General features: G+C 72.0%; 19 protein-coding genes. 13 read left to right on the plus strand and 6 right to left on the minus strand.

Annotation, left to right across the window (positions count from 1 at the left end; translation table 11 throughout):
• Window positions 1-156 precede the first annotated feature (156 nt).
• The 4 genes from ACQVFL_RS13200 to ACQVFL_RS13215 all read left to right on the plus strand — a co-directional run bounded on the left by ACQVFL_RS13200 (window position 157) and on the right by ACQVFL_RS13215 (window position 6,483).
• Window positions 157-1,494, plus strand: coding sequence for a hemolysin family protein (locus ACQVFL_RS13200; protein WP_396693826.1), 1,338 nt, complete (start codon window positions 157-159; stop codon window positions 1,492-1,494).
• Window positions 1,491-2,525: a hemolysin family protein gene (locus ACQVFL_RS13205; RefSeq protein ID WP_396693824.1), complete on the plus strand. Its 1,035-nt coding sequence runs from the start codon at window positions 1,491-1,493 to the stop codon at window positions 2,523-2,525. Before ACQVFL_RS13200 ends, ACQVFL_RS13205 begins: the two co-directional genes overlap by 4 nt.
• A 202-nt stretch (window positions 2,526-2,727) precedes the next feature.
• Window positions 2,728-5,181, plus strand: coding sequence for an HAD-IC family P-type ATPase (locus ACQVFL_RS13210; RefSeq protein ID WP_431729480.1), 2,454 nt, complete (start codon window positions 2,728-2,730; stop codon window positions 5,179-5,181).
• A 321-nt stretch (window positions 5,182-5,502) separates the two neighbouring features.
• Entirely contained in the window at window positions 5,503-6,483 is a 981-nt protein-coding gene (locus ACQVFL_RS13215; RefSeq protein WP_431729481.1) for a hypothetical protein, read from the plus strand.
• 55 nt (window positions 6,484-6,538) lie between these two features.
• Here the strand turns inward: ACQVFL_RS13215 and ACQVFL_RS13220 are convergent, their stop codons facing one another.
• The 5 genes from ACQVFL_RS13220 to ACQVFL_RS13240 form a co-directional block, all read right to left on the minus strand.
• Window positions 6,539-7,012 carry a response regulator gene (locus ACQVFL_RS13220; protein ID WP_396693818.1) on the minus strand — a complete coding sequence of 158 codons (474 nt, stop codon included), beginning with the start codon at window positions 7,010-7,012 and terminating at the stop codon, window positions 6,539-6,541.
• Between the two features lie 121 nt (window positions 7,013-7,133).
• A complete protein-coding gene (locus ACQVFL_RS13225; protein ID WP_396693816.1) occupies window positions 7,134-7,808 on the minus strand; it encodes a LuxR C-terminal-related transcriptional regulator in 675 nt (224 codons plus the stop codon).
• Complete coding sequence (locus ACQVFL_RS13230) at window positions 7,805-9,013, minus strand: sensor histidine kinase (protein ID WP_396693814.1); 1,209 nt, start codon at window positions 9,011-9,013, stop codon at window positions 7,805-7,807. The genes ACQVFL_RS13225 and ACQVFL_RS13230 overlap by 4 nt, the downstream gene beginning before the upstream one ends.
• Before the next feature lie 8 nt (window positions 9,014-9,021).
• Window positions 9,022-9,822: a hypothetical protein gene (locus ACQVFL_RS13235; RefSeq protein ID WP_431729482.1), complete on the minus strand. Its 801-nt coding sequence runs from the start codon at window positions 9,820-9,822 to the stop codon at window positions 9,022-9,024.
• A gap of 113 nt (window positions 9,823-9,935) precedes the next feature.
• Complete coding sequence (locus ACQVFL_RS13240; protein ID WP_396693810.1) at window positions 9,936-10,712, minus strand: hypothetical protein; 777 nt, start codon at window positions 10,710-10,712, stop codon at window positions 9,936-9,938.
• A 210-nt stretch (window positions 10,713-10,922) separates the two neighbouring features.
• Between ACQVFL_RS13240 and ACQVFL_RS13245 the strand changes: the two genes are divergently transcribed.
• The 9 genes from ACQVFL_RS13245 to ACQVFL_RS13285 all read left to right on the plus strand — a co-directional run bounded on the left by ACQVFL_RS13245 (window position 10,923) and on the right by ACQVFL_RS13285 (window position 24,578).
• Window positions 10,923-12,863 (plus strand): DUF1996 domain-containing protein, encoded by a 1,941-nt coding sequence (locus ACQVFL_RS13245; protein ID WP_396693808.1) that lies wholly within the window; start codon window positions 10,923-10,925, stop codon window positions 12,861-12,863.
• Between the two features lie 278 nt (window positions 12,864-13,141).
• Complete coding sequence (locus tag ACQVFL_RS13250; RefSeq protein ID WP_396693806.1) at window positions 13,142-13,843, plus strand: tryptophan 2,3-dioxygenase family protein; 702 nt, start codon at window positions 13,142-13,144, stop codon at window positions 13,841-13,843.
• Between the two features lie 45 nt (window positions 13,844-13,888).
• Window positions 13,889-15,142, plus strand: coding sequence for a tryptophan 2,3-dioxygenase family protein (locus ACQVFL_RS13255; protein WP_431729483.1), 1,254 nt, complete (start codon window positions 13,889-13,891; stop codon window positions 15,140-15,142).
• Complete coding sequence (locus ACQVFL_RS13260) at window positions 15,139-16,317, plus strand: aminotransferase class V-fold PLP-dependent enzyme (RefSeq protein ID WP_431729484.1); 1,179 nt, start codon at window positions 15,139-15,141, stop codon at window positions 16,315-16,317. The genes ACQVFL_RS13255 and ACQVFL_RS13260 overlap by 4 nt, the downstream gene beginning before the upstream one ends.
• Window positions 16,314-17,345 (plus strand): methyltransferase, encoded by a 1,032-nt coding sequence (locus ACQVFL_RS13265; protein WP_431729485.1) that lies wholly within the window; start codon window positions 16,314-16,316, stop codon window positions 17,343-17,345. The genes ACQVFL_RS13260 and ACQVFL_RS13265 overlap by 4 nt, the downstream gene beginning before the upstream one ends.
• Before the next feature lie 280 nt (window positions 17,346-17,625).
• Window positions 17,626-18,291 carry a YceI family protein gene (locus ACQVFL_RS13270; RefSeq protein ID WP_396693800.1) on the plus strand — a complete coding sequence of 222 codons (666 nt, stop codon included), beginning with the start codon at window positions 17,626-17,628 and terminating at the stop codon, window positions 18,289-18,291.
• 140 nt (window positions 18,292-18,431) lie between these two features.
• Entirely contained in the window at window positions 18,432-19,064 is a 633-nt protein-coding gene (locus ACQVFL_RS13275) for an HNH endonuclease family protein (protein WP_396693798.1), read from the plus strand.
• Between the two features lie 249 nt (window positions 19,065-19,313).
• Window positions 19,314-20,237, plus strand: a complete 924-nt coding sequence (locus ACQVFL_RS13280; RefSeq protein WP_396693796.1) for an AEC family transporter — start codon at window positions 19,314-19,316, stop codon at window positions 20,235-20,237.
• Between the two features lie 405 nt (window positions 20,238-20,642).
• Entirely contained in the window at window positions 20,643-24,578 is a 3,936-nt protein-coding gene (locus tag ACQVFL_RS13285) for a ThuA domain-containing protein (protein ID WP_396693794.1), read from the plus strand.
• Between the two features lie 61 nt (window positions 24,579-24,639).
• Here the strand turns inward: ACQVFL_RS13285 and ACQVFL_RS13290 are convergent, their stop codons facing one another.
• Window positions 24,640-26,373 (minus strand): sugar ABC transporter permease, encoded by a 1,734-nt coding sequence (locus tag ACQVFL_RS13290; RefSeq protein ID WP_431729486.1) that lies wholly within the window; start codon window positions 26,371-26,373, stop codon window positions 24,640-24,642.
• Window positions 26,374-26,548 lie beyond the last annotated feature (175 nt).

A 26,548-nucleotide genomic window follows, 5' to 3' on the forward strand; every position in this document is an offset into this window, starting at 1 on the left:
GGTCGGTCCCGCGTCGTGCAGGTGGCCCTTTTCAGCATGCTCTCAGCGCGACCGACTACCCTCTGCTGCTCATGGATGATCTTCCGCATCATAGTCCGAGGCCCCTCGTCGTGCCGGTCGCCCGTACGGCCGTCGACCCGCGACAGGGGCTGACTCGTGTCTGAATGGATCCTGCTCGGAATAGGCCTGTTGCTCACCGTGGGCACCGGCATGTTCGTGGCGTCCGAATTCGCCCTGGTCAATCTGGACCGGGGTGAGCTCGAGGCGCGTCAGTCCCGGGGTGAGAAGCGGCTCGGTCCGACGATCGCCGCCCTCAAGATCACCTCGACGCACCTGTCCAGCGCGCAACTCGGCATCTCGCTGACCACCCTGCTCACCGGTTACACCTTCGAGCCCGCCGTCAGCTCGCTGCTGGCCGAACCGCTCGGCGCGGTCGGCGTACCGGACGGGGCGGTGACCGCCGTCGGCGCGCTCGTCGGCATCCTGCTGGCGACGCTCTTCTCGATGGTCATCGGTGAGCTGGTGCCGAAGAACTTCGCGCTGGCCGTGCCGTTGCAGACGGCGAAGCTCGTGGTGCCGTTCCAGGCGCTGTTCACCACCGTGCTCAAGCCGGTGATCCTGCTGTTCAACAACACCGCCAACGCGGTGATCCGGGCCTTCGGCATCGAGCCGAAGGAGGAACTGTCCGGTGCCCGCAGCGCCGAGGAACTCAGCTCGCTGCTGCGTCACTCGGCCCGGGCCGGCGTGCTCGACCCGGACCACGCCACACTGCTGGACCGTACGCTGCGCTTCTCCGGACACGACGCGTCCGACGTGATGACCCCGCGGGTCCGCATGACGGCGGTCGGCGCCGCCGCCACCGCCGACGAGATCATCGAGCGGGCCACCGCCACCGGGTTGTCCCGGTTCCCGGTGATCGGCCGCGACGTCGACGACATCGTCGGGGTGCTGCACGTCAAGCACGCCTTCGCGATCCCACCGGCCGAGCGTGCCGGGGTGCGGGCGCAGGACCTCGTGGTCGAGCCCGCGCGGATACCCGAGACCATGCACCTCGACGTGTTGCTGCCGACCCTGCGCGGCGGCGGCCTGCAGTTCGCGGTCGTCTACGACGAGCACGGCGGCACCGCCGGGATCGTCACCCTGGAGGACCTGGTCGAGGAGATCATCGGAGACCTGGAGGACGAGCACGACCGCGCCCGCGTCGTCATGCGGCGCCGGGGCCGGTCGGTCTACTTCGACGCCTCGCTGCGGCCGGACGAGATCTTCGAGCGGGCCCGCATCGTGGTCCCCGAGGACGAGGAGTACGACACCGTCGCCGGGTTCGTCACCGCCCACCTCGGCCGGTTCCCCAAGGTCGGTGACGAGGTCGCCATCGAGGGCGGTGTGCTCCGGGTCGAACACCTCAACGGTGTGCAGGCCGACCGGCTGCGCTTCGTACCCACCGAGACCACCGGCGGCTCCGGCGCGGACCGCCGGGAAGGGGCGATCCGATGAGCGCGTACCTGCCCGGCATCATCTGGTTGTTCGTCCTGCTGGTGGTCAACGCGTTCTTCGTCGGCGCCGAGTTCGCGGTGATCTCCGCCCGCCGGTCCCAGATCGAGCCGAAGGCACAGGCCGGCAGTCGGGCGGCGCAGACCACGCTCTGGGCCATGGAGCACGCCACCCTGATGCTGGCCACCAGTCAGCTCGGTATCACCGTGTGTTCGCTGCTCATCCTGAACGTCTCCGAGCCGGCGATCCACCACCTGCTGGAGATCCCGCTGGCGAACACCCCGTTGTCGCCCGGCATGGTCTCGGTGCTCGCGTTCGTCGTGGCGCTGGTGCTGGTCACCTTCCTGCACGTGGTGTTCGGCGAGATGGTGCCGAAGAACATCTCGTTCTCGGTGCCGACCCGGGCCGCGCTGATCCTGGCCCCGCCGCTGGTGCTGGTCGCCCGGGTCTTCAACCCGATCATCTGGACCCTGAACGGGATCGCCAACGGTGTCCTGCGACTGTTCCGGGTCACGCCGAAGGACGAGGCCAACAGCACGTACACGCTCGACGAGGTGGCCACCATCGTGGCGCAGTCGACCCGTGAGGGGGTGCTCGTCGACGGCAACGGCGCCCTCACCGCGGCCGTCGAGTTCACCGGCAAGACCGTCGGAGACGTGGAGGTGCCGTTGGCGGACCTGGTGGTGCTGTCGTCGACGGTGACGCCCGCCGAGATCCAGCAGGCGGTGGCCGCGCACGGCTACTCCCGCTACCTGTTGACCAGCGACGGGGAGCCCAGCGGGTACCTGCACATCAAGGACGTCATGGACCTGACCGGCGACGCCTGGACCAGCCCGGTCCCGGCCAAGCGGGTCCGCCGGCTCGCGTCGGTGCGGCGCGACAGCGAGTTGGAGGACGCCCTGGCCGCGATCCGCCGCACCGGGGCGCACGTGGCCCGGGTCCTCGACTCCGACGGCGGCTCCACCGGGGTCATCTTCCTGGAGGACATCGTCGAGGAGCTGATCGGCGAGGTCCAGGACGTGACCGTCCGCTGACCGCACCGGTCTCCCGACGCGGGGTGTCCGCCTGCGCGCCGGGAGACCGGCGGTCACCGCGCTCTCACCACCGGCGACCCCGGGAAAACTCAGGGTCGCCGGTGGTCGCGGATGCGTGGTGGCTGCTCACCACCGCCGGGTAGCGTCAGCGGGGTGCTCGCCACGAGCACGTGCACGCGCGTCATCCGGGGGGAGCAACCACGTGGAATCCGTCGGTGCCGCCGGTCGAGGGCAGGCCACGGACGAGATGGATCCGGTCGTCACGCAGGGTCCCGACCCGGTCACCGCGGAGCGGGTCCGGCGCGGACTGTCGGTCGCCGAGGTGGCCGAGCGGGTCGCCGCCGGAGGCGTCAACGACCTGCCGTCGAGCACCAGCCGCAGCCTTTGGCAGATCGTCCGGGCCAACCTGTTCACCAGGATCAACGCCATCATCGGCGTGCTGTTCGCCATCATCGTGGTGGTCGGCCCGATCCAGGACGCCCTCTTCGGCGGCGTGATCATCGCGAACACCCTGATCGGCATCATCCAGGAGGTCCGCGCCAAGCGCACGCTGGACCGGCTGGCGATCGTCGGCGAGGCCCGCCCCCGGGTACGCCGTGGTGGCCGGACCGTCGACCTGACCGCCGCCGAGCTGGTCCTCGACGACGTGATCGAGCTGGGTCCCGGCGACAAGATCGTGGTGGACGGGCGGCTGGCCGTCGTGGACGGCCTGGAGATCGACGAGTCGCTGCTCACCGGCGAGGCCGACCCGGTGGTCAAGGCGCCCGGCGACAACGTGCTCTCCGGCAGCTTCGTGGTGGCCGGCACCGGCGTCTTCACCGCCACCCGGGTCGGGCGCGACGCGTACGCGGCGCAGATCGCCGAGGAGGCCAGGCGCTTCACGCTCGTCGACTCCGAGCTGCGCAGCGGCATCGACCGGATCCTGCGCTTCGTCACCTGGGCGATCGTCCCCGCCGGCATCGCGCTGATCATCAGCCAGTTGCTGGTCAACCGGGACGACCTGCCCGAGGCGGTACGCCGGATGGTGGCCGGGCTGGTGCCGATGGTCCCCGAGGGCCTGGTGCTGCTCACCTCGGTCGCCTTCGCCGTCGGCGTGATCCGGCTCGGCAAACGGCAGTGCCTGGTGCAGGAGCTGCCGGCGATCGAGGGACTGGCCCGGGTCGACGTGGTGTGCCTGGACAAGACCGGCACGCTCACCGAGGCGACGATGGACGTGGCGGAGATCCGGCCGCTGACGTCCGACGTACCGGTGGAGGCGGTGCTCGGCGCGCTCGGCCTCGGCGACGAACGGCCCAACGCCAGCATGCACGCGATCGTCGCGCGGTGTCCCGCCCCGACGGGCTGGCGCGTACGCGACACCGCACCGTTCTCCTCGGCCCGCAAGTGGAGCGGCGCGACGCTCGTCGAGCCGTCCGGTCGCACCGGCACCTGGCTGCTCGGCGCGCCGGAGATGCTGCTCACCGAGCATCCGGCGTTGACCGAGGCGGACACCTTCGGTCGGCAGGGTCTGCGGGTGCTGCTGCTCGCCGCATACTCCCGCCCGCTCACCGAGGCGCTCGCGGACCCGGCGGCGGTGCCGCAGGCCACCGTGCCGATCGCGCTCGTCGTGCTCCGTCAGCGGGTCCGTCCGGAGGCGCCGGAGACCCTGCGGTACTTCGCCGACCAGGGCGTCGCCGCGAAGGTGATCTCCGGTGACAACGCGGTCTCGGTCGGCGCGGTGGCCCGCAGCGTGGACGTGCCCGGAGCCGCCGAGCCGGTGGACGCGCGGACCCTCTCCAGCGACCCGACGGTGCTGGCGAGCACCGTGGAGACCCACTCGGTCTTCGGCCGGGTCGGTCCGCAGCAGAAGCGGGCCATGGTGGGTGCCCTCCAGGCCCGGGGGCACACGGTGGCCATGACCGGTGACGGCGTCAACGACGTCCTCGCCCTCAAGGACGCCGACATCGGCATCTCGATGGGCTCCGGCAGCGCGGCGGCCCGGGGCGTCTCCCAGATCGTGCTGCTTGACAACAACTTCTCCGCACTGCCCTCGGTGGTCGCCGAGGGCCGACGGGTGATCGGCAACATCGAGCGGGTCGCCAACCTCTTCCTGACCAAGACGGTCTACTCGGTGCTGCTCGCCATCATCGTGGTGCTGGCCTCCGTACCGTACCCGTTCCTGCCCCGGCACCTGACCCTGATCGGGTCGCTCACCATCGGCATCCCGGCGTTCGTGCTGGCACTGGCGCCGAACGTGGAACGCGCCCGGCCCGACTTCGTCAGCCGGGTGCTGCGCTTCGCGGTCCCGGGCGGTGTCCTCGCCGCCGCCGCCACCATATGCGCGTACGCGTACGCCCGCGCGCACTACGGCGGGGACCTCGCCGCGGAGACCTCGGTCGCCACGTTGACGCTGTTCGTGGTGGCGCTGTGGGCGTTGTCCATCATCGCCCGCCCGTACACCTGGTGGCGGGTCCTGCTGGTGCTGGGCATGGGCCTGGCGTTCACGACGGTGCTGGTGGTGCCGGCCCTCCAGGAGTTCTTCCAGCTCCGGCTGGTCGGTGCCGCCGCGCCGTTGACCGGGGCCGCCGTCGCCGTCGGCGCGGGCCTGCTGATGGAGGCCGTCTGGGCCGTCACCCGTCGCCGGACGGCGACCGCACCGCCCGCCCCCACCGACTGACCGGCCCCGACCGGTCGCCGGGCTCCCGACGGCGCGGCACCCGGTGGACCTCCCCGTCGGTGGCATCCGGGACGCCTCGGACCGGAACGGGGGCGGCGTGGCGTCCTCCGACGGGGACGCCGGGGACGACCCCGTCCGGAGGGCGGGCGGCGGCCCGGGTCGGGGCGGTGCCGCCGAGGTGATCGGGGACTACCGATGTCCCGATCCGGCTGGGAGGCTCTGGGCACCGTGCGACGGGGCGGGTCGGGGTCCCCGTCCCCGCGCCACGGCCGACCGGCAACCGCTGCCGGTCGGGACGGCTCGGCCGGAGGGGAACCAGGGGTGCGACGACTGCGGCGGGTCGCCGTCTCGGGTCTCGGCACGTTCGTGCTGACCGTGCTCCTGCCGGCCGGTCCGGCCCAGGCTGCCGCGACGACGCCGTTCCCACCGGGTGCGCCGCTCACCCAGGCCGCCGGAGTGTTCGGCGCGGTCATCCTGTTCGCCCTCGCGGTGGCGGTGCTGCGCGGTCCTCCCCGCCCGCCCGCCGCTCCCGACCCCGTACCCGACCCCGATGTGTCGGTGCCGGTCGGACCGTTCCCGTCGGTCGCCCTGCCGACGCCGACCGCTGCCCTGCCGACGCTGGCCGACCGCTTCTCGCCACTGCACACCGGGCTGCCGCCGACCCGCACCGCCGTCCTGTCCCGCCCGCCGGGCCCCGCCGCCGCGCCGAGGTCGGGCACGCGTCTCCGCCCGGCCGGTCGGCCGCCCGTCGAGCGGACCGCGCCGGGTCGGACGGCCCTGGTCGACCCGTACGCCCTGACCGCCGAGGTCCGGCTCGACGGCCGGACCGTCACGGTGTCGCTCGACGGTGCCCGCACCGATCGGCCCGGCCCACCGCACACCTGGTGTGCCGGGACTCGGGGGTTCACCTCGGCGGCCCTTCCGCTCCTGCTCGGCGACGCGTCCGGCCGCTGCCTCCAGGTCGACCTGGCCCGCTGCCCGGACGCGTTGACCGTCGGCGGGCCGCCGCCGCAGCAGCGGTGGTACGCGTGGCGTCTGGTCCGACAGGTCGTCGACGCCGGTGGTCGGGTCACCGTGGTGGGCGATCTCGACGACGACGGTCTGCCGGCCGGGTGCCACCGCGTCGCGGACGTCTTCGACCCCCGGCTACCGCAGACCTCGGGCATCGTGCTCGCCGCCGGGCTGGACCGGCGGGCCGTCCAGGTGGCCCGGCAGTTGAGCGTCTGCGGCGGTCCGGTGCCGGTGCTGCTGGGTGACGCGGTGCCGACGCGCTGGTCGATCCGGGTCAGCGCGACCGGATAGCGGGGGAGACCGCCCGGACCGGGAGCGTGACGCCGGGTCCGGGGCGGGTGCCGTACTACGGCTGCGGTCGGGCCGACTCGCGAAGCGCCCAGGCGACCGCCGCCACCGCCACCGGTGACAGCCAGCCCAGCCCGGCCGCGACGGCCCGGACGGCACCGAGCAGGTCGGCCGGCTCGTGGTGCCCGTACACCAGGCAGCCCTTGAACGGCGCGCGGAGCATCGTGCTGATCGTGCGGTGCTCGGTGGCGGCGGTCAACGCGATCACCGGCGACCGCCGGGCCAGGGCCCGCACCAGGTCGGTGCCCTCGGGGGCGGTTATCCGATCGTCGAGCAGGGTCACGGTGGGCCGCATCCGGTCGGCGAGTGCCACCGCCTCACCGGCGTCGCCGGTGAGGGCGACCACCCGGATCCGTTCCCCGGTGTCGAGCACGGTGCGGATCACCGACCGCTCGCCCGGGTGCGGATGCGCGACCAACACCCTGATCGTCGGCGCGGTCCGACCGGCCGCGCGTACCTGCCGACTAGCCATCACGCCGAAGTCGCGCCTGGGCTGATACGGCTGCCATCCGATCCCCGCTCCCGTCGGTGTCGGGCGGTGCGACGTCACCACCGCCCACACAACGGCGCCGGGGCGCGCCGCGTTCAGTCCGTCACAGATTCGGCGTACCGTCCGGACCCGACCAGCGCACCACCGCCTCCGTACGGTTGGTCACGCGCAGCTTGGCGAAGATGTGGTTCAGGTGGTTCTTCACGGTCTTCTCGGTGAGCAGCAGGCGTCGGGCGATCGCGGCGTTCGAGTGTCCGGCGCAGAGCAGTTCGACCACCTCCTGTTCCCGCCGGGTCAGGCCGAACTCCTGCCGCATCCGGCGGATCTGCTCGGCCCGGCCCACCGTGTCGCGCTCCCGGTTGGCCTGTTCACGCAGCACCGCGATGGTCACCGAGGCGCCCCGGGGGGAGAGCCAGCCCTGACCGGCGGCCACCGCGTGCACGGCGCGCAGCAGCTCCGCCGGGTCGAACTCGCCGTGCACGAGGTAACCGCTGGCGCCGCCGCGCAGCATCCCGGCGATCAGCTCGTCGTCGGAGTCGCTCGTCAACACCAGCACCGACGTCTGCTCGGCGAGCTGGTGCACCACGCTCAGCCCGTCGGCGATCGGCATGCGGTGGTCGAGCAGGGTCACCGTCGGCCGCAGGCGGGTCGCCACGGTCACCGCGGTCCGCCCGTCCGGGGCCTCACCGACCACCCGGACGTCCTCGGCGCTGGCGAGGTAGCCGCGGATGGCGGTCCGGACGATCGGGTTGTCGTCGACGATCAGTACGTCGATCATCGGGAGGCCACCTGGCGGGTACGGCCGGACTCGGGCACCGGGTCGGACAGCGGAACCCGTGCCACCACCCGGGTGCCCAGCCCGACGCGGGACTCGACCCGCAGGGTGCCGCCGACGGCGTGGGCGCGCTCGGCCATGCCGACGATGCCGAAGCTGCCCGCGCCGGAGAGGGCGGTCAGATCCCCGGGCATCGGGAAACCCCTGCCGTCGTCGGTGATGGTGAGTTCCACATGTGCCTCCGAGCGGTGGAGTACTACCTGGACCAGCGTCGCCTCTGCGTGCCGGGTCACGTTCTGCAACGCCTCGCTGAGGATCTGGGCGAGTTCGTAGCGGGCCGCCACGGGAGGTTCGACCGCGTGCGCGATCACCTGGACCGGGACGTCGCTGCGCGTCGACCACTCCGCGCAGATGCTCCTCACGTTATCCGGGAAGGGCCGGTCCGGCAGGTCGCGGCGCAGGCCGGCGAGCAGGTCACGGGCCTCCCGCACGGCCGCGTCGGCGCCTTCGGAGACGGTGCCGGCGAGTTGCTCGGCGAGATCCGGTTGCCGACGGAGCAGACCGGGAAGCGCCACCGCGGCGAAGGAGACGCCGCGCAGCGTCTTGGCCACCGAGTCGTGCAGTTCCCGGGCGAGCCGGGCCCGTTCCGAGGCGGCGGCGGACCGTTGGGCGGCGGTCACCGTCGTCACCGTCGCCTCGATGTAGCGGGCGAGGGCGGCGGTGGCCACCGCCGCCCCGAACCCGCAGACGATGTTGATCATCGGGAAGGCGAGCATGAACGGCGCGGCGACCGAGGTGCCGGCCACGCCGCCGTCGGCCCGCAGCAGTTGGGTCGCGACGGCGAAGCCGAGGACCGCGTTGACGGTCCAGAGCGGCAGCCCGTGTGCACCCAGCAGTGCGCCGGTGAGTGCGGCGTGGCCGGCGGCGTAGCAGAAGAACCCGAGCCCGCCGCCGCTGACCACCAGCACGGTGATCATCAGGGCGGCGTCCAACGCGAGGAAGCTCATCCGCCACCGGATCGCCGTCGGCCACCTGCTCAGCACGCTGACCTGCACCGCCGTGGTGACGGCGATCAGCCCGAGCGTCTGGACCGCCGCCCAGGCGTCGTCCACCAGCCGCAGTCCCACTCCGACCGCGGCGATGGTCACGACGAGCCGGCCGAGCAGGACTGCCCGACAGAGAGCGGCGTATGCGACGAACCGGCTCATCGTTGCCGTCAGCTGATGGTGACTTTGTCGATGTCGGGTGCCGACCTGCCGCTCCAGAGCCGCACCGCGACCCGTCCGGCCGGGACCGAGGCGTCGAACTGGACGCTGCGTGGCGAATCCCAGCTCGTGCCGGTGACGGAGAAGGTGTGCTGACTCGCGTCGTTGATGGAGACCCGCAATTCCCGGGGTCCGTCCACGGTGTAGTGCACGGTGACGGTCCGGCGGCCGGCGGCGGGGACGTCGAAATAGACGGTGAGTTCACCCAGGTAGCGCACCCGCGCGCCGCCGTCGCAGGCGGAGCAGGTGGCGACCTTGGCGCCGCCGCCGAGGGTGTTGCCCGGATCCTCGGCCTGCACGGTGATCGGCCGGAACCGCTCGGTCCCGGTGGTCGCGCTCGGGCTCGTGGTCGGGCCGGGAGTACGGCTGGTCGTACCGGTCCCCGGGGTCCGTGTCGGTTCGGCCTCCGGTGCCGGTTCGCCCGTGCCGCCGCCGCCCGGGCGTGGTGTCCCGCTCGGGCCCTGACCCGGCGCGCGCCCCGACTCGGTCGGGACGACCGGCCCTTCGGGTTGCTGACCGACCACGCTGGGTGGCGCGCTCGACGGGTCGACCTGGGTCTGCGTCGAATCCGAGCGGCCGTCGTCGTCGTTGGCGAGGATCAGCGGCGGAATCAGCACCGCAGCCAGCACCATCGCGCCGGCCAGGCTGCCGATCCCCGCCCAGAGGGGTACCCGCAGTGATGTCGATTCTGTCGAGGTGCCGAGGAACCGCTGGTCAGGACCACTACTGTCCGGGGGCGGGTCAGTCGGCACCGTGGATCCCCCTGGGTCGGGAGTCAGAAATCGGACGAGGGGCCCGCTTCTCCGTACACACGGCAGCGAATGTACACAACACCTATGTGTACTTGCCTCGGCAAGGGCCGCTGTTAGCTGACCGTGACTTTGTCAATATCAGGCGGTGGTCCGCTGTCGTTGTAGAACGTCACCGCGGTGCGTCCGGCGGGTATCGACGCAGTGAACCGGAAGCTGCGGGGCGTCTCCCAACTACTGCCGGTGACGGTGAAGGTCTGCGGCGCACCGCCGTTGACGACCACCTTCAGCTCCCGAGTGCCGTCCACCGTGTATCCCACCGTCACGGTGCGCGATCCGGCGACGGCCACGTCGAGGTAGACGGTGAGCTGTCCGAGGTAGCGGATCCGGGCGCCACCGTCGCAGGGATCGCAGTAGGCGACCGCCGCACCGCCGCTGCGGAGGTTGCCGGACGCCTCGGCCTGGACGGTGACCGGCCGGAACTGCGCGGCGGGACTCCGGCTCGGCGTCCGGCTCGGCGTGACCGCGGCGGACGTCGGCAGGATCGACGTCCCCGGCGTCGTGGTCGACGGGACGGGTCGGGCGCTGGTGCGCCCGGGCGACGGCGCGGCCGGGCCGCTGACGGCGACCGACGGCGTGCCCTCCGGGGTGCCGCTCGGCACGGGCTCGTCCTCCGCGCCCAGCGGCGACAGGGTCGGTGGCTCGATCGGCGGATCCACCGGTGCCTGCGACGGGAACTGGTCCAGCGCCCGGCTGCTCCCGTCCGGCGGCTCCGGCTGCCGGAACGTGGACCACAGCACGATCACGCCGAGACAGGCCAGGGCGGCAGCGCCGACCAACCGCCACAGCCCGGGACGGGTCGGACCGGGTTGATCATCGCTTGCCGCAGACATGGCCACGACGGTAGACGCCGGGGCGGTGCCCGTTCCTGAGCCGAAAGACCCAGTCGGACCCAGAGGCGGTCGGGGCTGGTGCGCGAGCCGCACCGTTGGGCCCTGGACGGCCCACACCTGGGTCCTAAGCCTCATCTGCCCGGCGGCCGGGCGTGGTTAGCGTACCGCGACATTCGTCGCCGACGAACGGATCGAGACCTCGGAGGTTCCATGTCAACCCGCGACCTGCCCGCGTCCGGGCCGCGCCGTCGGCCGCGCTGGCGGTACTGGATGGTGGCGGTGACGCTCGCCACCACCGCCGCGCTGACCTCCTGGACCGCGATGGGGCCGCTGCGTCTGACCGCCGGCGAGGAGACTCCGCTGTCGCAGGGCAAGCCCGCCACGGCCTCGTCGAGTGAGGGCGATCGGTGGTCCGCCGAGCGCGCGGTCGACGGTGACGCCAAGTCCCGCTGGTCCAGTACGTTCGCCGACCCGCAGTGGTTGGGGGTGAACCTGGGCGCACCGGCCCGGATCGACACCGTGGTCCTCAACTGGGAGTCCGCGTACGCCACCGAGTTCGAGATCCAGGTGTCCCCGGACGGGCTGGCCTGGACCTCGATCTACCGCACCAGCAGCGGCACCGGCGGCACCCAGCGTCTCGACGTGTCCGGCGAGGGCCAGTACGTGCGGATGTACGGCACGAAGCGGGCCACCGGGTACGGCTACTCGCTGTGGGAGTTCCAGGTGTTCGGGGCGCTGACCGGCGGGAGCGCCACCCCCGCCGCGCCGCAGACCTCGGGAGCCGCCTCCGGCACGCCCAGCGCGTCGGGCACCCCGGGATCGAGCAGCCCGAGCCAGTCCCACCCGGCCGGGCACGGCAACGGCGCGAGCGGCGCGCCGACCCCCGGCGACTACGTGCTCGCCGAGCGGCCGGTCACCGGGGTGACGCCCTCGACCGCGAACCCGCCGCGCCGCGCCCACCGCGAGTTCCAGGCCAACTGCGCGGTCAGCCACCGGCTGCCGGACGACCCGATCGTCTACTTCAACCGGGCCGGGGCATCGCACGACCACACCTTCATGGGCAACACCACGACCAACGCGGCGAGCACCATGCAGTCGCTGCCGAGGGGCGCGACCACCTGCCGGGTGCCGGGCGACAAGTCGGGGTACTGGATGCCGACGCTGCTCAACGGCGATACGCCGATCGTGCCGCAGGGGCCTCAGGTCATCTACTACAAGAGCGGCGTACGCGACTACACCAGCGTCCGTCCGTTCCCGCCCGGCCTGCGGTACCTCGTCGGCAGCCCGATGACCACGGCCGCGCAGTTCGAGTCGTCGCCGGCCTTCCAGAAGGGCTGGGAGTGCGGGAACAGCTACGACAACGTGGACTTCCCGGCGAACTGCCCCGCAGGTAGCCAACTCAACGTCCGGATGCAGGCACCGAGTTGCTGGGACGGGCGGCACCTGGACACCCCCGACCACGTCAGCCACATCGTGTACCCGGTCAACGGCGTCTGCCCGACCAGCCACCCGGTCGCCGTGCCGATGCTGGAGTTCAAGATGGCCTGGCCGGTCAGCGGCGACATGTCGCAGGTGCGGCTGTCCAGCGGACGGGGCTACTCGTTCCACTACGACTTCTACAACGTGTGGGACACGCCCACCCTGGCCGCGCTGGTGAAGCACTGCATCAACGCCGGCCGCCAGTGCGACAGCCGGGGCTTCGACCAGTTCGAGCCCGGTGCCGGCGCGGCCCTCGACGAGCAGTACCAGGTGCCGGGCCGGCGTACCGTCCTGAACCGGTCGGGCTGGACCGCCACCGCCTCCGGCGGCGCGGACACCGCGGCGCGGATGCTCGACGGTGACAGCGGCACCCGGTGGACCTCCGGTGCGCCGATGGCCAACGGGCAGTCGATCACCGTCGACATGCGGTCGGTGCGTACGGTCAGCGGGATCTCGCTGCTCTCGACCGGCGCCGACCACGCCCGGGGCTACCAGGTGCTCCTGTCCACCGACGGCAGGAACTGGACCGGTCCGGTCGCCAGCGGCAAGGGCTTCACCAACCAGACCCTGGTCGACTTCGAGGCCCGGGACGCCCGCTACGTGCGGGTCGTACAGACGGGCTCGGCCGGCAACTGGTGGTCGGTGGCGGAGTTCACCGTCTTCTCCGGCTGACCTCTCACCCGCCCGACGAGGTGGCGTGGCCCGACCAGGGCCACGCCACCTCGTGCTGTCCGGCGCGACGATCCCCACCGTGCGGGTTGACTGGTTTTCGTCAATATGATAATTGACGGCATATTCGGATCGCAGTTCTCCGTCGATCCTCCGGACGTTGACTCTCGGTGATTTTCCGGCGACGTCTGGCGCAAGTGAGATCCGCGTTGGATAATATCCGGGCGTCAGTCGCCCGGCATTGCCGATTCGGGCCGTGTCGTCGGTGGAGGGACAATTCTGTGAAGCGTGACCAATCACCTGTGCTGCCTGGCGAGGGCGCGACGGACTACGCACGTTATATGCGTACCGAGGCGTTGCTCGGGTTGCAGCGGTCCCCGGCGGAGATGATCCACCGCGACGAACTGCTGTTCCAGGTGGTGCACCAGTCCACCGAGCTGTGGCTGAAGCTGGCGGCGGCGGAGCTGGTCGAGTCGGCGGCCCGCGTGGACGCCGGGAAGTTGGTGGCGGCCGAGGTGCTGCTCGCCCGGGCGACCCTCGGGGTGCGGCTGGTGACCGACCAGATGGAGATGCTGCGGTTCCTCTCACCTGCGGATTTCCAGACCATGCAGCCTGCCCTGGGCAACGGTTCCGGTGCCGAGTCGCCGGGCTGGCGGCAGGTCCAGACACTCAGTCGCCGACTCGGTCGGGCCTTCCACGACCATCTCGACACCCGGGGTATCACCCCGGCGGCGCTGCCCGAGCTGGACCCGACGGACCCGACGCACCGGCTGGCCGAGGCCATGGTGGAGTGGGACGAGCGGGTGTCCTCCTGGCGGGTGCGGCACTACCAGGTGGCGCTGCGGATCGGGGGACACCCACCGGCCGGCACTCCGGGCAGCCCGGCGAACATGCTCGCCAAGCTCGTCGGACACCGATTCTTCCCGGAATTGTGGCAGGCGCGCCTGCACACCGCCGATGCGGAATCCGCCAGCCTGCACTGACCTTTCCTCGGCCCTCGGCCGACCCCGATTGCAATCCTCTTCGGAATGTCGAGGTGCGGTTTCGTGCGCGAATTGACGAGCTGGTCGGCGGGTGCGGCCGATCCCGACGAATTCCCCTACGACCAGGTGGTCGACGCATTTCACCGGGTCGGCAAACATTTCGTCGACAAGGAACTGCTCGCCCGACTGGACGAGACGCGCGCGAGGGTGACCGGGCACGACGAGCCGGCGCGGCTGCTGCGTGACTTCCTCGACGTCGCGCTGGACAAGTGGGACGGGCGCTACGACTACCGCAGCTACCTCGCCCTGCGCCTGCTCCGACTGCCCGACGGCACCGACGGTCCGCCGCCCGACGCCGAAGCCCGCAGGGCCCGGGACCGGCTCGTCGTCCGGCTGGTCGCCGACGCGGTCTCCTTCGAACTGTCGGCCGCCGCCCGGGTCACCGGACTGCTGCCCGAGCAGCGCCCGGGGCGGGCCGTGGTGGCCAAGCGCTGCCGACTCGGCGTCCGCGCCGCGCTGCCCGCCCTGACCCGCCTCGGCCTGGACCCGAAGATCGACGACACGACGCCCGCCACCACCGCCACCACGCTGTCCGCCGTCGTCGCAGGTCTGGACACCACCGGCGACCCGTCGCTGCGGCTGAGCATGCTGCCGGTCCACGTCACCCACGACGAATACCTGTTCATCCGGGTGCTCCAGGCGTACGAGTGCGTCTTCGCCGGGGTCGCCGACGAACTCCGGGGCGTGGTCGCCGCCCTGGGCGCCGGACCACCCGCCCCGGCGGTCGAGCGCCTCGGGTACGCCCGCGACCTGCTCGGCACCGCCGGTTCGCTGTTCTCGCTGCTGGCCACCATGCAGCCCGCGGCGTTCCAGACGTTCCGGCAGTACACCGAGGGCGCCAGCGCCATCCAGTCCCGGTCGTACAAGCTCGTGGAGTCGCTCTGCCGTACCCCCGCGCCGGAGCGGCTGGACTCGGTGGCCTACCGGTCCGTGCCGGAGGTCCGCGCCCGGGTCCGCGACGGCCAACCGACCGTCGACGAGGCGTACCGTCGCGCGGTCCACGAGGGACGGCTCGACGATCCGACGCGCCGCCTGGTGGAGACGGGCATGGGCAGGTTCGCCGAGGCCCTGGCCCAGTGGCGGCGCACCCACTACGGGGTGGCGGTGCGGATGCTGGGCCGTCGTCCCGGCACCGGCTACACCGAGGGCACGCCCTACCTGGCGGCCGTACGCGACCTGCCGGTCTTCGACGCCGTCGAACCGTACCCGTCCCGTCCGACCGGAGGTCGTCCCGCGTGAACCCCATCGACCCCCCGCCCGGACCCGAGACGCCGGGTTGCCTCGACCCCTCCGTGCACGCGGCGTTACGCGCCGAGTTCCCGCTGCTGCGCACCGGCGTCTACCTGAACAACAACTCCACCGGGGCGGTGCCGGCCGGTGCCGAGCGGGTGCTGCACGACTACTGGGAGACGCTGCGCACCTGGCGTGACGACGCCTGGCAGGAGTGGCACGTCGGCCTCGACCGGTACGCCGACTCGGTGGCGGCCCTGCTCGGCGCGCCACCGAACAGTGTCGTCACCGACGCCAACCTGAGTACGCTGCTGGCCCGCCTGGCCTCCTGCTTCGACTACCGTCCGCCCCGCGACCGGGTGGTCGTCACCGACCTGGAGTTTCCGACGGTCCCGTTCGTCTTCCGGGCCTTCGGGCGCTACGGCGCGCGGCTCGACGTGGTCGGCACCGGCGGGCCGGACCTCGACCAGGAGGCCCTGCACGCCCGCCTGGACGAGCGGACCCTGCTGGTGTGCGTCCCGCACGCCGCCTTCACCTCCGGCGCCACCGTGGACCTGCCCCGGCTGGTGGCGGCGGCCCACCGGGTCGGCGCACTGGTGGTGGTGGACGCCTTCCAGACCGTCGGGGTGGTGCCGCTGGACGTCACCGCGCTGGGCGTGGACGCCGTGCTCGGGGGCGCGCACAAGTGGCTCTGCGGGGTCGGCACCGCCTTCCTCTACGTCCGGCCCGACCTGGTGCCGCACCTGGAACCGGCGGCGACCGGTTGGCAGGCCGGCGACCTGGCGCTGACGTTCCGTCCCTCCACCGGCTGGGCACCCGGTGCGCGCCGGTTCGCCGGTGGCACGCCGTACCCGCTGACCTCGTTGGTCTCCCAGGTCGGTCTGGACCTGCTGGCCGGTGTCGGCGTACCGGCGATCCGCCGGCACTCGCTCGCCCTCACCCAGCGGGTCCTGGACCGCGCCGCGCAGGCCGGCATCGCGGTGGTCAGCCCGACCGAGGCGGATCGGCGCGGGGGCGTCGTGTGCCTGGACGTGCCGGACGGCGAGGCGGTCAAGCGCCGGCTGGCCGCGCAGCACCTGATCTGTAGTTGGCGCGGCTACCTGCGGGTCGGTCCGCACGCCTACAACACCCTCGACGAGATCGACGAATTCATGGACGCGTTGGGCAAGGAGTTGGGCCGATGACCGTCACGCTCTCGCCGCGCGCGCTGATGAGCCTGCTCGCCAACGGGCCCAAGGCCATGGACGTGCTGGAGACGGCGCTCACGCTCGGGCTGCTCGACGAGCTGGAGCCCGGTCCGGTCCGCCTCGACGCCCTGGCCGAGAGCCTGAAGGTACGCCCGCTGCGGCTGTACAAGTTCCTCGACTGCCTGGAGAGTCTCGGTTTCCTCGTCCGGGAGGACTCGGGCGACGACATCGACGCCACCCGCTACCGGGCGGTGCCCGGACTGCGAGCGGCGGTCGAGGCGGTGGTCGGCCCGGACGCGCTCGAACGGGACCGGGACCGTTACCCGTGGCGGCTGCTGCACGGCCGGCTCGCCGACAGCCTGCGTGGCGAGGTGAGCATCGGTGAGGACGACTTCGCCTGGCCGCCGAAGACCGACGAGCAGACCGCCGACTTCGAACGCAGCATGGCCGTCGGGCTGGGACCGGTCGTCGAGGCGGTCCGGCGGCACGCCGACCGGCTGTGGCCGGACCGGCGTCGGCTGCTGGACGTGGGCGGCGGTGACGGCACCCTGGCCGCGCACGTCCTGGACACCGCGCCGACGCTGCACGCCGACGTCTACAACCTGCCCGCGGTGGCGCCGCTGGTGGATCGCACCCGCGTCGCCCGGGGCCACCCGGAGCGGCTCGGCTTCGTCGGCGGTGACTTCCTCACCGAGGAACTGCCCTCCGGCTACGACGCGATGTCCTTCGTCCGGGTCCTGCACGACTGGCCCGACGAGGTGGCCCGGCACCTGGTGGCCCAGGCGTACGCGGCCCTGGAACCGGGCGGTCTGCTGCTGATCTGCGAGGAGTTCCGCACCCCCGACCGGCTGGCCATGCAGTTCTTCTGGAGCTACTTCCTGATCGGCGTCGACACCTGTGTGAGCCGACTCCGTGCGGCCGAGCACTACACCGCATTGCTCGCCGAGACCGGCTTCGCCGAGGTGACCGTGCTGCCCGGCACCTGGGAGTTGGTGACCGCCCGGAAACCGGCCGTGTCGGGCTGACCGGCAGCCGTCGGCGTCGCGGTGGGCGATGCGTTCCCTCTCGTACCGTGACCGGCTTGGTACACCATTTGCCGACCGATTCACGGAATCGTCCCCCACCGCCGGTCGGGCCCGTCGAGGGCGGCCGTGATTGTGCTCACGACCGGCACCCCGCGAGCGTGGGGAAGTGCCTTCCATCTCCCTATGCTGGCGAGTGATCGCCCGTTCCCGACCGCCCCGCGCGGCCGGGTCCGGGCAGGTGGCGGGTGCCTTGCGCGAGGCGGGGAGGAAGTAGCGAGCAATGACCGGCTCCACACGGATCTGGGACGGGCTGTCCATTCCCGCCCCCGGCACCTACCGGCTCGATCCGGCACACAAGCGGATCGGCTTCCTCGCCCGACACATGATGGTCAGCCCGGTCCGGGGTGAGTTCCGGGACGCCACCGCGCAGATTCTCGTCGCCGAGGATCCGCTTCGATCGACGATCGAGGCGACCATTCAAGCGGGCAGTATCGATACGGCGAGCACGGATCGGGACACGCATCTGCGAAGTGGCGACTTCCTCGATGTGGAGACGTTTCCCACCCTCGAGTACCGCAGTACCGGAATTGCGCGACTGGAGAAGACCGATCCGATCTTCTACTGGGCGAAGCTGCGGAACCACCGCCTCGGCCGGCGGCCCGCCCCGGAGGAGTCGACCCGACCGGGGAGCCCGGCGACCGCCCGGTTCGTGCTCGCCGGCGAGTTGACCGTCAAGGGGATCACCCGCCCGGTGGACCTCCAGGTCGAGTTCGGCGGTGCCCGGCGCGACCCGTACGGGCAGGACATCTTCGGGTTCAGCGCGACGGCGGAGATCGACCGCGAGGACTACGGCCTGGTCTGGAACGTGGTGCTGGAGAGCGGCGGGGTGCTGGTCGGCAAGAGCGTCCGGATCGAGATCGCCGGTGAGGCGATCCGGCAGGCGTAGCCTTCACGGCGCGTTCACCGCAGGTTGGCAGCCGATTCTCATCCATTGATCGCGATGTCTGCGACAATCTCGTCTGTGCCTGCCATCCCGTCAGGCGGGACCCCCGCCCGCCGTGGCAGGCGACAGTCAGGAGTCGCCCAGTGGCTCGCATCCGTACGGCCGCCCTCACCACGGTGGCCGCCGTCGCCCTGTCCCTCGTCGTGGCCCCGTCTCCGGCGGGAGCCACCCCGCCCAACATCCCGTCGCACAGCACGGCGGTGAGCCGGCTCGGCGCGCTCACCGTGGCCGCCGAGTCGCACCAGTCCAGCTACAGCCGGGACCTCTTCCCGCACTGGATCACCGTCACCGGCACCTGCAACACCCGGGAGCAGGTCCTCAAGCGCGACGGCAGCAACGTGGTCGTCGACGCCAACTGCTATCCGACCTCCGGGTCCTGGTACAGCCCGTACGACGGGGTGACCCGGACGAACCCGGCCGACATCTCCATCGACCACGTCGTGCCGCTGGCCGAGGCGTGGCGGTCCGGGGCCTGGTCCTGGACCACCGCGCGCCGGCAGACCTACGCCAACGACCTGGGCGGCCCGGAGTTGTGGGCGGTCACCGGCAGTGTCAACTCGTCCAAGGGTGACCGGGATCCGGCAGGGTGGAAGCCGCCGCGAGCGGCCTTCCACTGCACCTACGCACGGGCCTGGATCCAGGTGAAGTGGTACTACGGCCTCTCCGTCGACAGCGCCGAGAAGTCGGCCTTGACCGGCATGCTCGCCACCTGCTGACCTGGGTGCAAGGAAGGGACCCCTACTAACGCCTCGTGTATAGGAAGGGTCCCTTCCTTGCACCCGAGGCCGGGCGCTTCGCGGCTAGAAACTGAATACCGTTACCATTACTGCTGATCCGCGGAGGCAGGGGGTGTCTCCGGAGGGCGGATCGGGTCGGCGCGGTGGTCCCCACCCATCGGACCGCCGCGCCGGCATCCGCCCATCCGGGGCGCGCCCGGGGGAGGATCGGCACGGAGGGGACCACACGTGCAGGGCGTACTCACCGGTTTCGCCGTCATCGCCACCGTGATCGCGATCGGCTACCTGGTGGGACGCATCGGGCTGCTGGGGCCGGAGGGGCCCACCGTGCTCTCCCGGGTCTCGTTCTTCGTCGCGACGCCCGCGCTGCTCTTCGAGACCGTCTCCCGCGCCGACGTGTCCACGGTCTTCTCGTCCGCGCTCCTGGTCACGCTGATCAGCACCACCGTGGTCGCGGCAGTCTTCGTGGCCGTCGCGATGCTGTGGTGGCGACGATCGGCACCCGAGGCGACGATCGGCGCCCTCTCCGCCTCGTACGTCAACGCGGGCAACATCGGCATCCCGATCGCGGTCTACGTGCTCGGTGACGCCGCGCTCGTCGCGCCGGTGCTGATGTTCCAGGTGGTCGTGATGGCGCCGCTCGCGTTCGCGGTGCTGGAGTCGTCGGCGGCGGGGGAGCGGCGGTCGGTGCTCCGGGCGGCGGTCCGGCCGCTGTTGAACCCGATCACGGTCGCCTGCGGCTTGGGAGTGGTCGTGAGCGTCGCCGGTTGGTCGCCGCCGGAGCCGGTGATGCGACCGGTGGAACTCGTCGCCGCGATGGCCGTACCCGCCGCGCTGCTCGCCTACGGCCTGTCCCTGCGCGGTGCCCCGCCGCCCGGCTCCGGTGACACGGCATGGGACGTCCGGCTCGCGGTGGTGCTCAAGACGCTGGTCCAGCCGGCGGTCGCCTACCTGGTGGCCCGCTACGGCCTCGGCCTGTCCGCACCGCTGGTGCTGGCCTGTACGGTCACCGCGGCGCTGCCCACGGCGCAGAACGTCTTCGTCTATGCGGTGCGCTACGGCCGGGGGGTCGTGCTGGCCCGGGACGCGATCCTGCTCTCCACCGTCACCGCCGTCCCGGTGCTGATCGCCGTGGCGCTGCTCGCCGGCTGACCGGCGGCGAGCAACACCCGCGATCCGCCCTCGAAGGCACTCCCGTGCCGCCTCGGGCGGCGGGGCGGAGAACGCGGCGGGATGAACGGTCGGTGACCGGCGCGGCGGGCGCCTGGTGCGCCTGCCCGCCGTGTCCGGCTCCGGCTCCGACGGTGCCGCCGACGAATGACCGAGCAGAAAGCGTTATTCGATCTCCGCTTCATCGGTCGCCCGTGACCTGCGGAGATAACGCTCTCACGGATCGCGTCGGAGCCCTTGACGGGCTACCTGCCCAGCCATCACGATGAATGTCCTGTCCCGCATCTCGTGGCACCGGCGACGTTCGGACGCACCGCGAGGGGCACGACACCACCTCCATCACCTCACCAGGCGTGATCGGCGCACGCCTCCTCGAAAGGACGTATCGTGCGCAGATCCCTGAGAGCCTGGCTCGGTGCCGCGTTGAGCGCGGTCCTCGTGCTGGGCGGCCTCGTCGCGGCGGCGCCGCCCGCCGTCGCCGCGCCGTTCAGCGTGCTGGTGTTCAGCAAGACCGCCGGTTTCCGGCACGGCTCCATCGGGCCGGGCATCACCGCCGTCCAGCAGCTCGGCGCCGCCAACGGGTTCACCGTCGAGACCACCGAGGACTCGGCCCAGTTCACCGACGCCAACCTGAGCCGGTTCGCCGCGGTGATCTGGCTCTCCACCACCGGCGACGTGCTCAACGCCGCCCAGCAGGCCGCGTTCGAGCGCTACATCACCGCCGGCGGCGGGTACGTGGGCGTGCACGCCGCCGCCGACACCGAGTACGAGTGGCCCTGGTACGGCGGCCTGGTCGGCGCGTACTTCGCCTCGCACCCGGCCGACCAGACCGCCACCGTGAAGGTCGCCGACCGGGTGCACCCGTCCACGGCGAACCTGCCGCAGCGGTGGACCCGGCTCGACGAGTGGTACAACTACCGCACCAACCCCCGGGGCGACGTGCACGTGCTGGCGACGCTGGACGAGAGCACCTACACCGGCGGGAGCATGGGCGCCGACCACCCGATCTCCTGGTGTCACACCTATTCCGGCGGTCGTGCCTGGTACACGGGGATGGGGCACACCGACGCGTCGTACGCCGAGCCGGACTTCCGCCGACACCTGCTCGGCGGCATCCTCGGCGCGGCCGGCGCGACCGAGGCCGAGTGCGGCGCCACCGTCGACTCGAACTTCCAACAGGTCGAGCTGGCCAAGGGCGCGGCCGAGACCGGTGAGCCGATGAGCCTGACCGTGCTGCCGAACCGGGGGGTCCTGCACACCTCCCGCAACGGCGTCATCCGCTACACCGACGCGGCCGGCAACACCAAGGTCGCCGCCACGCTGCCGGTCTACACCGGTGACGAGGAGGGCCTACAGGGCATCACGGTGGACCCCAACTTCACCACCAACCGCTGGGTGTACGTCTTCTACGCGCCACCCCTGGACACCCCCGGCGGCGGCGCGCCGGCCACCGGCACCGCCGCCGACTTCGCCCGCTGGGCCGGGGTCAACCGGCTGTCCCGGTTCACCGTGAACGCCGACCACACCGTCAACCTGGCCAGCGAGACGCTGGTCCTGGACGTACCCACCGACCGGGGCATGTGCTGCCACGTCGGCGGGGACATGGCCTTCGACGCGGCCGGCAACCTGTACCTGTCCACCGGGGACGACACCAACCCGTTCGACTCGGCCGGTTTCACCCCGATCGACGAGCGACCCGGCCGTAACCCGGCCTTCGACGCCCAGCGCACCTCGGCCAACAGCAACGACCTGCGCGGCAAGGTGCTGCGGATCAGGCCCAGCGCCACCGGCGGCTACACCGTCCCGGCCGGGAACATGTTCGCCCCGGGCACCGCGCGTACCCGCCCGGAGATCTACGCGATGGGCTTCCGCAACCCGTTCCGGATGAGCGTGGACAAGGCCACCGGCGTCGTCTACCTCGGCGACTACGGGCCGGACGCGGGCACCGCCGACCCGAACCGGGGACCGGCGGGCAACGTCGAGTTCGCCCGGATCGACCGGCCCGGTTTCTACGGCTGGCCGTACTGCACGGCCCGCAACGACGCCTACAACGACTACACCTTCCCGTCCGGGCCGTCCGGCCCGAAGTTCGACTGCGCGGGCGGGCCGGTGAACAACTCGCCGAACAACACCGGCATCACCCAGCTCCCACCGGCCGTGCCGGCCTGGCTGCCGTACGGCGGGTCCGGCTCGCCGCCGGAACTCACCGGCGGCGGACTGTCCCCGATGGGTGGCCCGGTCTACCGGTACGACCCGGCCAGCACCTCCGACGTGGCGTTCCCGGAGTACTACGACGGGACCTACTTCGCCGGTGAGTTCGGGCGACGCTGGATCAAGAACATCACGCTCGACTCCGCCGGCCAACCCTTCAAGATCAATCCATTCCCGTGGACCGGCACCCAGGTCATGGACATGGAGTTCGGCCCGGACGGCGCACTCTACGTGCTCGACTACGGCACCGGCTGGTTCAACGGCGACGCCAACTCGGCGCTGTACCGCATCGAGTACGCCCGCGACGGCCGCGCACCGAAAGCCGTCGTCTCGGCCACCCCGACCAGCGGTGTCGCCCCGCTGACCGTGCAGTTCTCCTCGGCCGGATCACTCGATCCGGACGGCGACCCGTTCAGCTACGCCTGGGACTTCGACAACAACGGCACCACCGACTCCACCGCCCCCAACCCCAGCCACACCTACACCACCAACGGGGTGCGCACCCCGACGCTGACCGTTCGGGACAGCACCGGCAAGACCGGCACCGCCAGCACCGTCGTCACGGTCGGCAACAGCGCCCCGGTGGTCACCGTCAACACGCCGTCCAACGGGCAGACCTTCGCCTTCGGTGACGCGGTGCCGTTCTCGGTCACCGTCACCGACGCGCAGGACGGCCCGATCGACTGCGCCCGGGTCACCGTGAACTACGTCCTCGGCCACGACTCGCACGGCCACCAGCTCGGCAGCGTGCGGGGCTGCACCGGCGTCATCCAGACCTCGGTGGACGGCGAGCACGACACCGCGGCGAACATCTTCGGCATCATCGACGCCGAGTACACCGACCTCGGCGGAGGCGGCCAGCCGCCGTTGACCACGCACACGCAGGCGGTGCTGCAACCCCGTACCCGGCAGGCCGAGCACTTCGGGGACTCCTCCGGCATCCAGATCACCCGGCCGGGCAGCGCGCACGGCGGCGCAGCGGTCGGCTACATCGACAACAACGACTGGATCTCGTTCCGCCCGTACGACCTGACCGGCATCCGGTCGTTCAGTGCCCGGGTGGGCGCGCCGGCCGGTGCCGGCGGCACGCTCCAGTTGCGGGTCGACTCGCCGACCGGGCCGCTGGTCGGCTCGACCACCGTGACACCCACCGGCGGGTACGGCACCTTCGCCACGGTCACCGGTGCGGTCACCGCCCCGACCGGCACCCGCACCCTGTTCCTGGTCTTCTCCGGTGGCGGCGGCATGTACGACCTGGACGAGTTCACGCTCTCCACCAGCACCGGCGGCGGTCCCGGTCCCGGCCCGGACCCCGATCCGGGCACCAACCTGGCGCGCGGCAAACCGGCCCGGGCATCGAGTGCCGAAGGTGCCTACGTCGCGGCCAACGCGGTCGACGGCGATCCCGGTACCCGGTGGAGCAGCGCGTTCAGCGATCCGCAGTGGATCGACGTGGACCTGGGCGCGACGTACACGCTCGACCGGGTGAAGCTGACCTGGGAGGCGGCGTACGGCAGCGGCTACCAGATCCAGACCTCACCGGACGGCGTCACCTTCACCACCGTCCGCACGGTCACCGGCGGCGACGGCGGGGTGGACGACCTGACCGGCCTGACCGGCACCGGCCGGTTCGTCCGGGTCGTCGGCACCGCGCGCGGCACCGGCTGGGGCTACTCGCTGTTCGAGTTCGAGGTGTACGGCAGCAGCAGCGGCGGTCCGCCCGGCGGCAACCTGCTGCGGAACAGGCCGACGACGACCTCCAGCGACGAGGGGGCCGGCATGACCGGCGCCCAGGCGGTCGACGGAGACCTGACCACCCGCTGGTCGTCGGCGTTCTCGGATCCGCAGTGGATCCGGGTCGACCTGGGCACCCCGACCGCGATCGGCCGGGTCAAGCTGACCTGGGAGGCGGCGTACAGCAGCGCGTACACCATCCAGACCTCGAACGACGGCACCACCTGGACCACGGTGCGGACGGTGACCGGCGGCGACGGCGGGGTGGACGAACACTCCGGACTCGGCGCCAACGGCCGTTACCTGCGGATCCACGCCACCGCCCGGGGCACCGGCTGGGGCCACTCGCTCTACGAGGTGGAGGCGTACGCGAGCTGAACCGTCGACGTGGCCGGCACGGACGCCCGTGCCGGCCACACCCGCCCGCCGCCGGGGCCGGTCAGGATCGCTCCGGTGCCCGACCGACCCGGATCGCCAGCCGGTCGAGGTAGCGCACCTGGAGCACGACCAGCGCGGCCAGGAACAGCAGCAGCATCGGCAGCGGGAGCAGCGCGCCAAGGGCCAGCTCGTCGGTGGGGACCCGGCCGGTGGTGCCCTGCGCCAGCGCCTCGACCGGTGCGGTCCGGGTGCTCGGGGTCTGTGCCACGATCCACGGCCACAGCAGTTGCCCGGAGCTGACCAGCCAGGTCACCAGACCGGCTAGCAGCACCATCGGTACGGCCGGGGCGAGCATGGTGCGGCCGAACCCGCCACCCGCCCGCCACTGTGGCTCCAACCCACGGAACAGCAGCGTGAACAGGAACAGCGCGGGGATGCTGACCCAGCCGGGCGGGATCACCCCCAGGAAGGTGTTGACCTGGTCGAAGTCACGGGTACGCAGGTAGGACTCGACGGCGAGCGGCCCGGTGCCGACGAAGAGCCACGGCGCGAACGGCAGTAGGAGCAGCTCACTGAACCGGCCCAGCGGGCGCAGCCCGCCGATGGCGAAGCCGCCGGCCACCGCGACGGTGATCGTGACCAGCGTCGCGACCAGCGTCGGCAGCCAGGTCCAGATGAGCATGTCGGACAGAGCGGCGCCCGGCACCGGTCCGAGGTCGTTGGTGAACCGGAGGCTGCGACGCAGCCACGGCCACGCCACCCACAGCATCAGGCCGACGGCGACCACCCCCGCCACGGCCAACCCGATCCGGGCCGGGCCGCTGCCGCCGCTCGTCGGATCGCTGCCCCCGCTCGTTGCGGAGTCCGGCGGGGTGGACGCCGGCCAGGTCGGTGTGGCGGTGGCGTCGGACGCGGGCCAAGCCGCCCCGACGGTTGCTGCCGGCGTGGACGGGGTGCGGCTGCCGGCGTCCGCGTCGGCGAGCTCGATCCGGGCGCGGGTGACCAGCAGCAGGGTCGTCGCGGCCAGGCCCAGCACGGCCAGGACGGCGAGCAGCAGCACCGCGTCGGCAGAACCACGGCCCACGTCCATCCGGGCCAGGGACTGCACCACGATGGTCGTCAGCGGGAACTGGGCCCGGTTGCTGGCGGCCAGCAACGGTGCCACGAAGCTCTGCAACGTGGCCGCGACGATGCCGAGCACCAGCAGACCGGCCACGGTCGCCGCCGCGGGCAGCGCGTCGGCCGGGCGGCGACGGCCGCGCAGCGTGGCGAGGAAGGCGGTGGTGGCGACGGCGACGACCAGCCCGGCGCTGCCGACGGCGGTCAGTTCCACGAGCGTCGCGTACGGGCTTTCCACGGCCGCTCGGGGCTCGACGCGGTCGAGACGCCAGCCGAGCAGCAGCGCCACCGGGGCGTACCCGGCGACCGGCACGGCCAGCAGGGCGCGGGCCGCGAGCCGGGGCCCGCGACCGGCCCGGTCGGCGAGCAGGGCCAGCAGCGGGGCGACCAGCAGGGCCAGCACGAGCGGCACGAGCGTCAACAGCAGCGCCATCCGGTACTCGCCGACGACGCCCTGCTCGAAGCGCTGTCGATAGTGCTCGGCGCCGACGTCGGTCGCTGGACCGAGCAGGTTGTCCCGGGTCGTCGACCGCGCGATCGCCAGCCCGGTGGGTAGCAGATAGGACCAGAGCAGGGCGAGGAAGGCGGGAAGCAGCAGCACGAGCCCGATGCCGACGCGGGCACCGGTGCCCAGTCGGTCGGAGGGCTTCGTCACGGAGAGTACCGGGCTGGTCATGGTGCTCCTCGCCTCGTCGGATCCCGGGCCGGGCCCGACGATAGGCGCAACGATCAAGCCGGGCCACCGGAGCGAAGATCTTTCGTCCGCACGGCCCACCGCCGGTGCCGGTGCGGCGGGCACACCGGCCGATCCGGAGGTGCCGGGGGGAGGGGCGGGCGGTCCGCCCCCGGAG

This window comes from Verrucosispora sp. TAA-831 (assembly GCF_050780145.1).
Classification (GTDB): Bacteria; Actinomycetota; Actinomycetes; order Mycobacteriales; family Micromonosporaceae; genus Micromonospora.

Coding starts and splice junctions, on each gene's coding strand:
- ACQVFL_RS13205 (WP_396693824.1), top strand. CDS start 1,491: ATGAGCGCGTACCTGCCCGGCATCATCTGGTTGTTCGTCCTGCTGGTG.
- ACQVFL_RS13220 (WP_396693818.1), bottom strand. CDS start 7,012: ATGGCTAGTCGGCAGGTACGCGCGGCCGGTCGGACCGCGCCGACGATC.
- ACQVFL_RS13225 (WP_396693816.1), bottom strand. CDS start 7,808: ATGATCGACGTACTGATCGTCGACGACAACCCGATCGTCCGGACCGCC.
- ACQVFL_RS13230 (WP_396693814.1), bottom strand. CDS start 9,013: ATGAGCCGGTTCGTCGCATACGCCGCTCTCTGTCGGGCAGTCCTGCTC.
- ACQVFL_RS13240 (WP_396693810.1), bottom strand. CDS start 10,712: ATGTCTGCGGCAAGCGATGATCAACCCGGTCCGACCCGTCCCGGGCTG.
- ACQVFL_RS13245 (WP_396693808.1), top strand. CDS start 10,923: ATGTCAACCCGCGACCTGCCCGCGTCCGGGCCGCGCCGTCGGCCGCGC.
- ACQVFL_RS13255 (WP_431729483.1), top strand. CDS start 13,889: ATGTCGAGGTGCGGTTTCGTGCGCGAATTGACGAGCTGGTCGGCGGGT.
- ACQVFL_RS13265 (WP_431729485.1), top strand. CDS start 16,314: ATGACCGTCACGCTCTCGCCGCGCGCGCTGATGAGCCTGCTCGCCAAC.
- ACQVFL_RS13270 (WP_396693800.1), top strand. CDS start 17,626: ATGACCGGCTCCACACGGATCTGGGACGGGCTGTCCATTCCCGCCCCC.
- ACQVFL_RS13290 (WP_431729486.1), bottom strand. CDS start 26,373: ATGACCAGCCCGGTACTCTCCGTGACGAAGCCCTCCGACCGACTGGGC.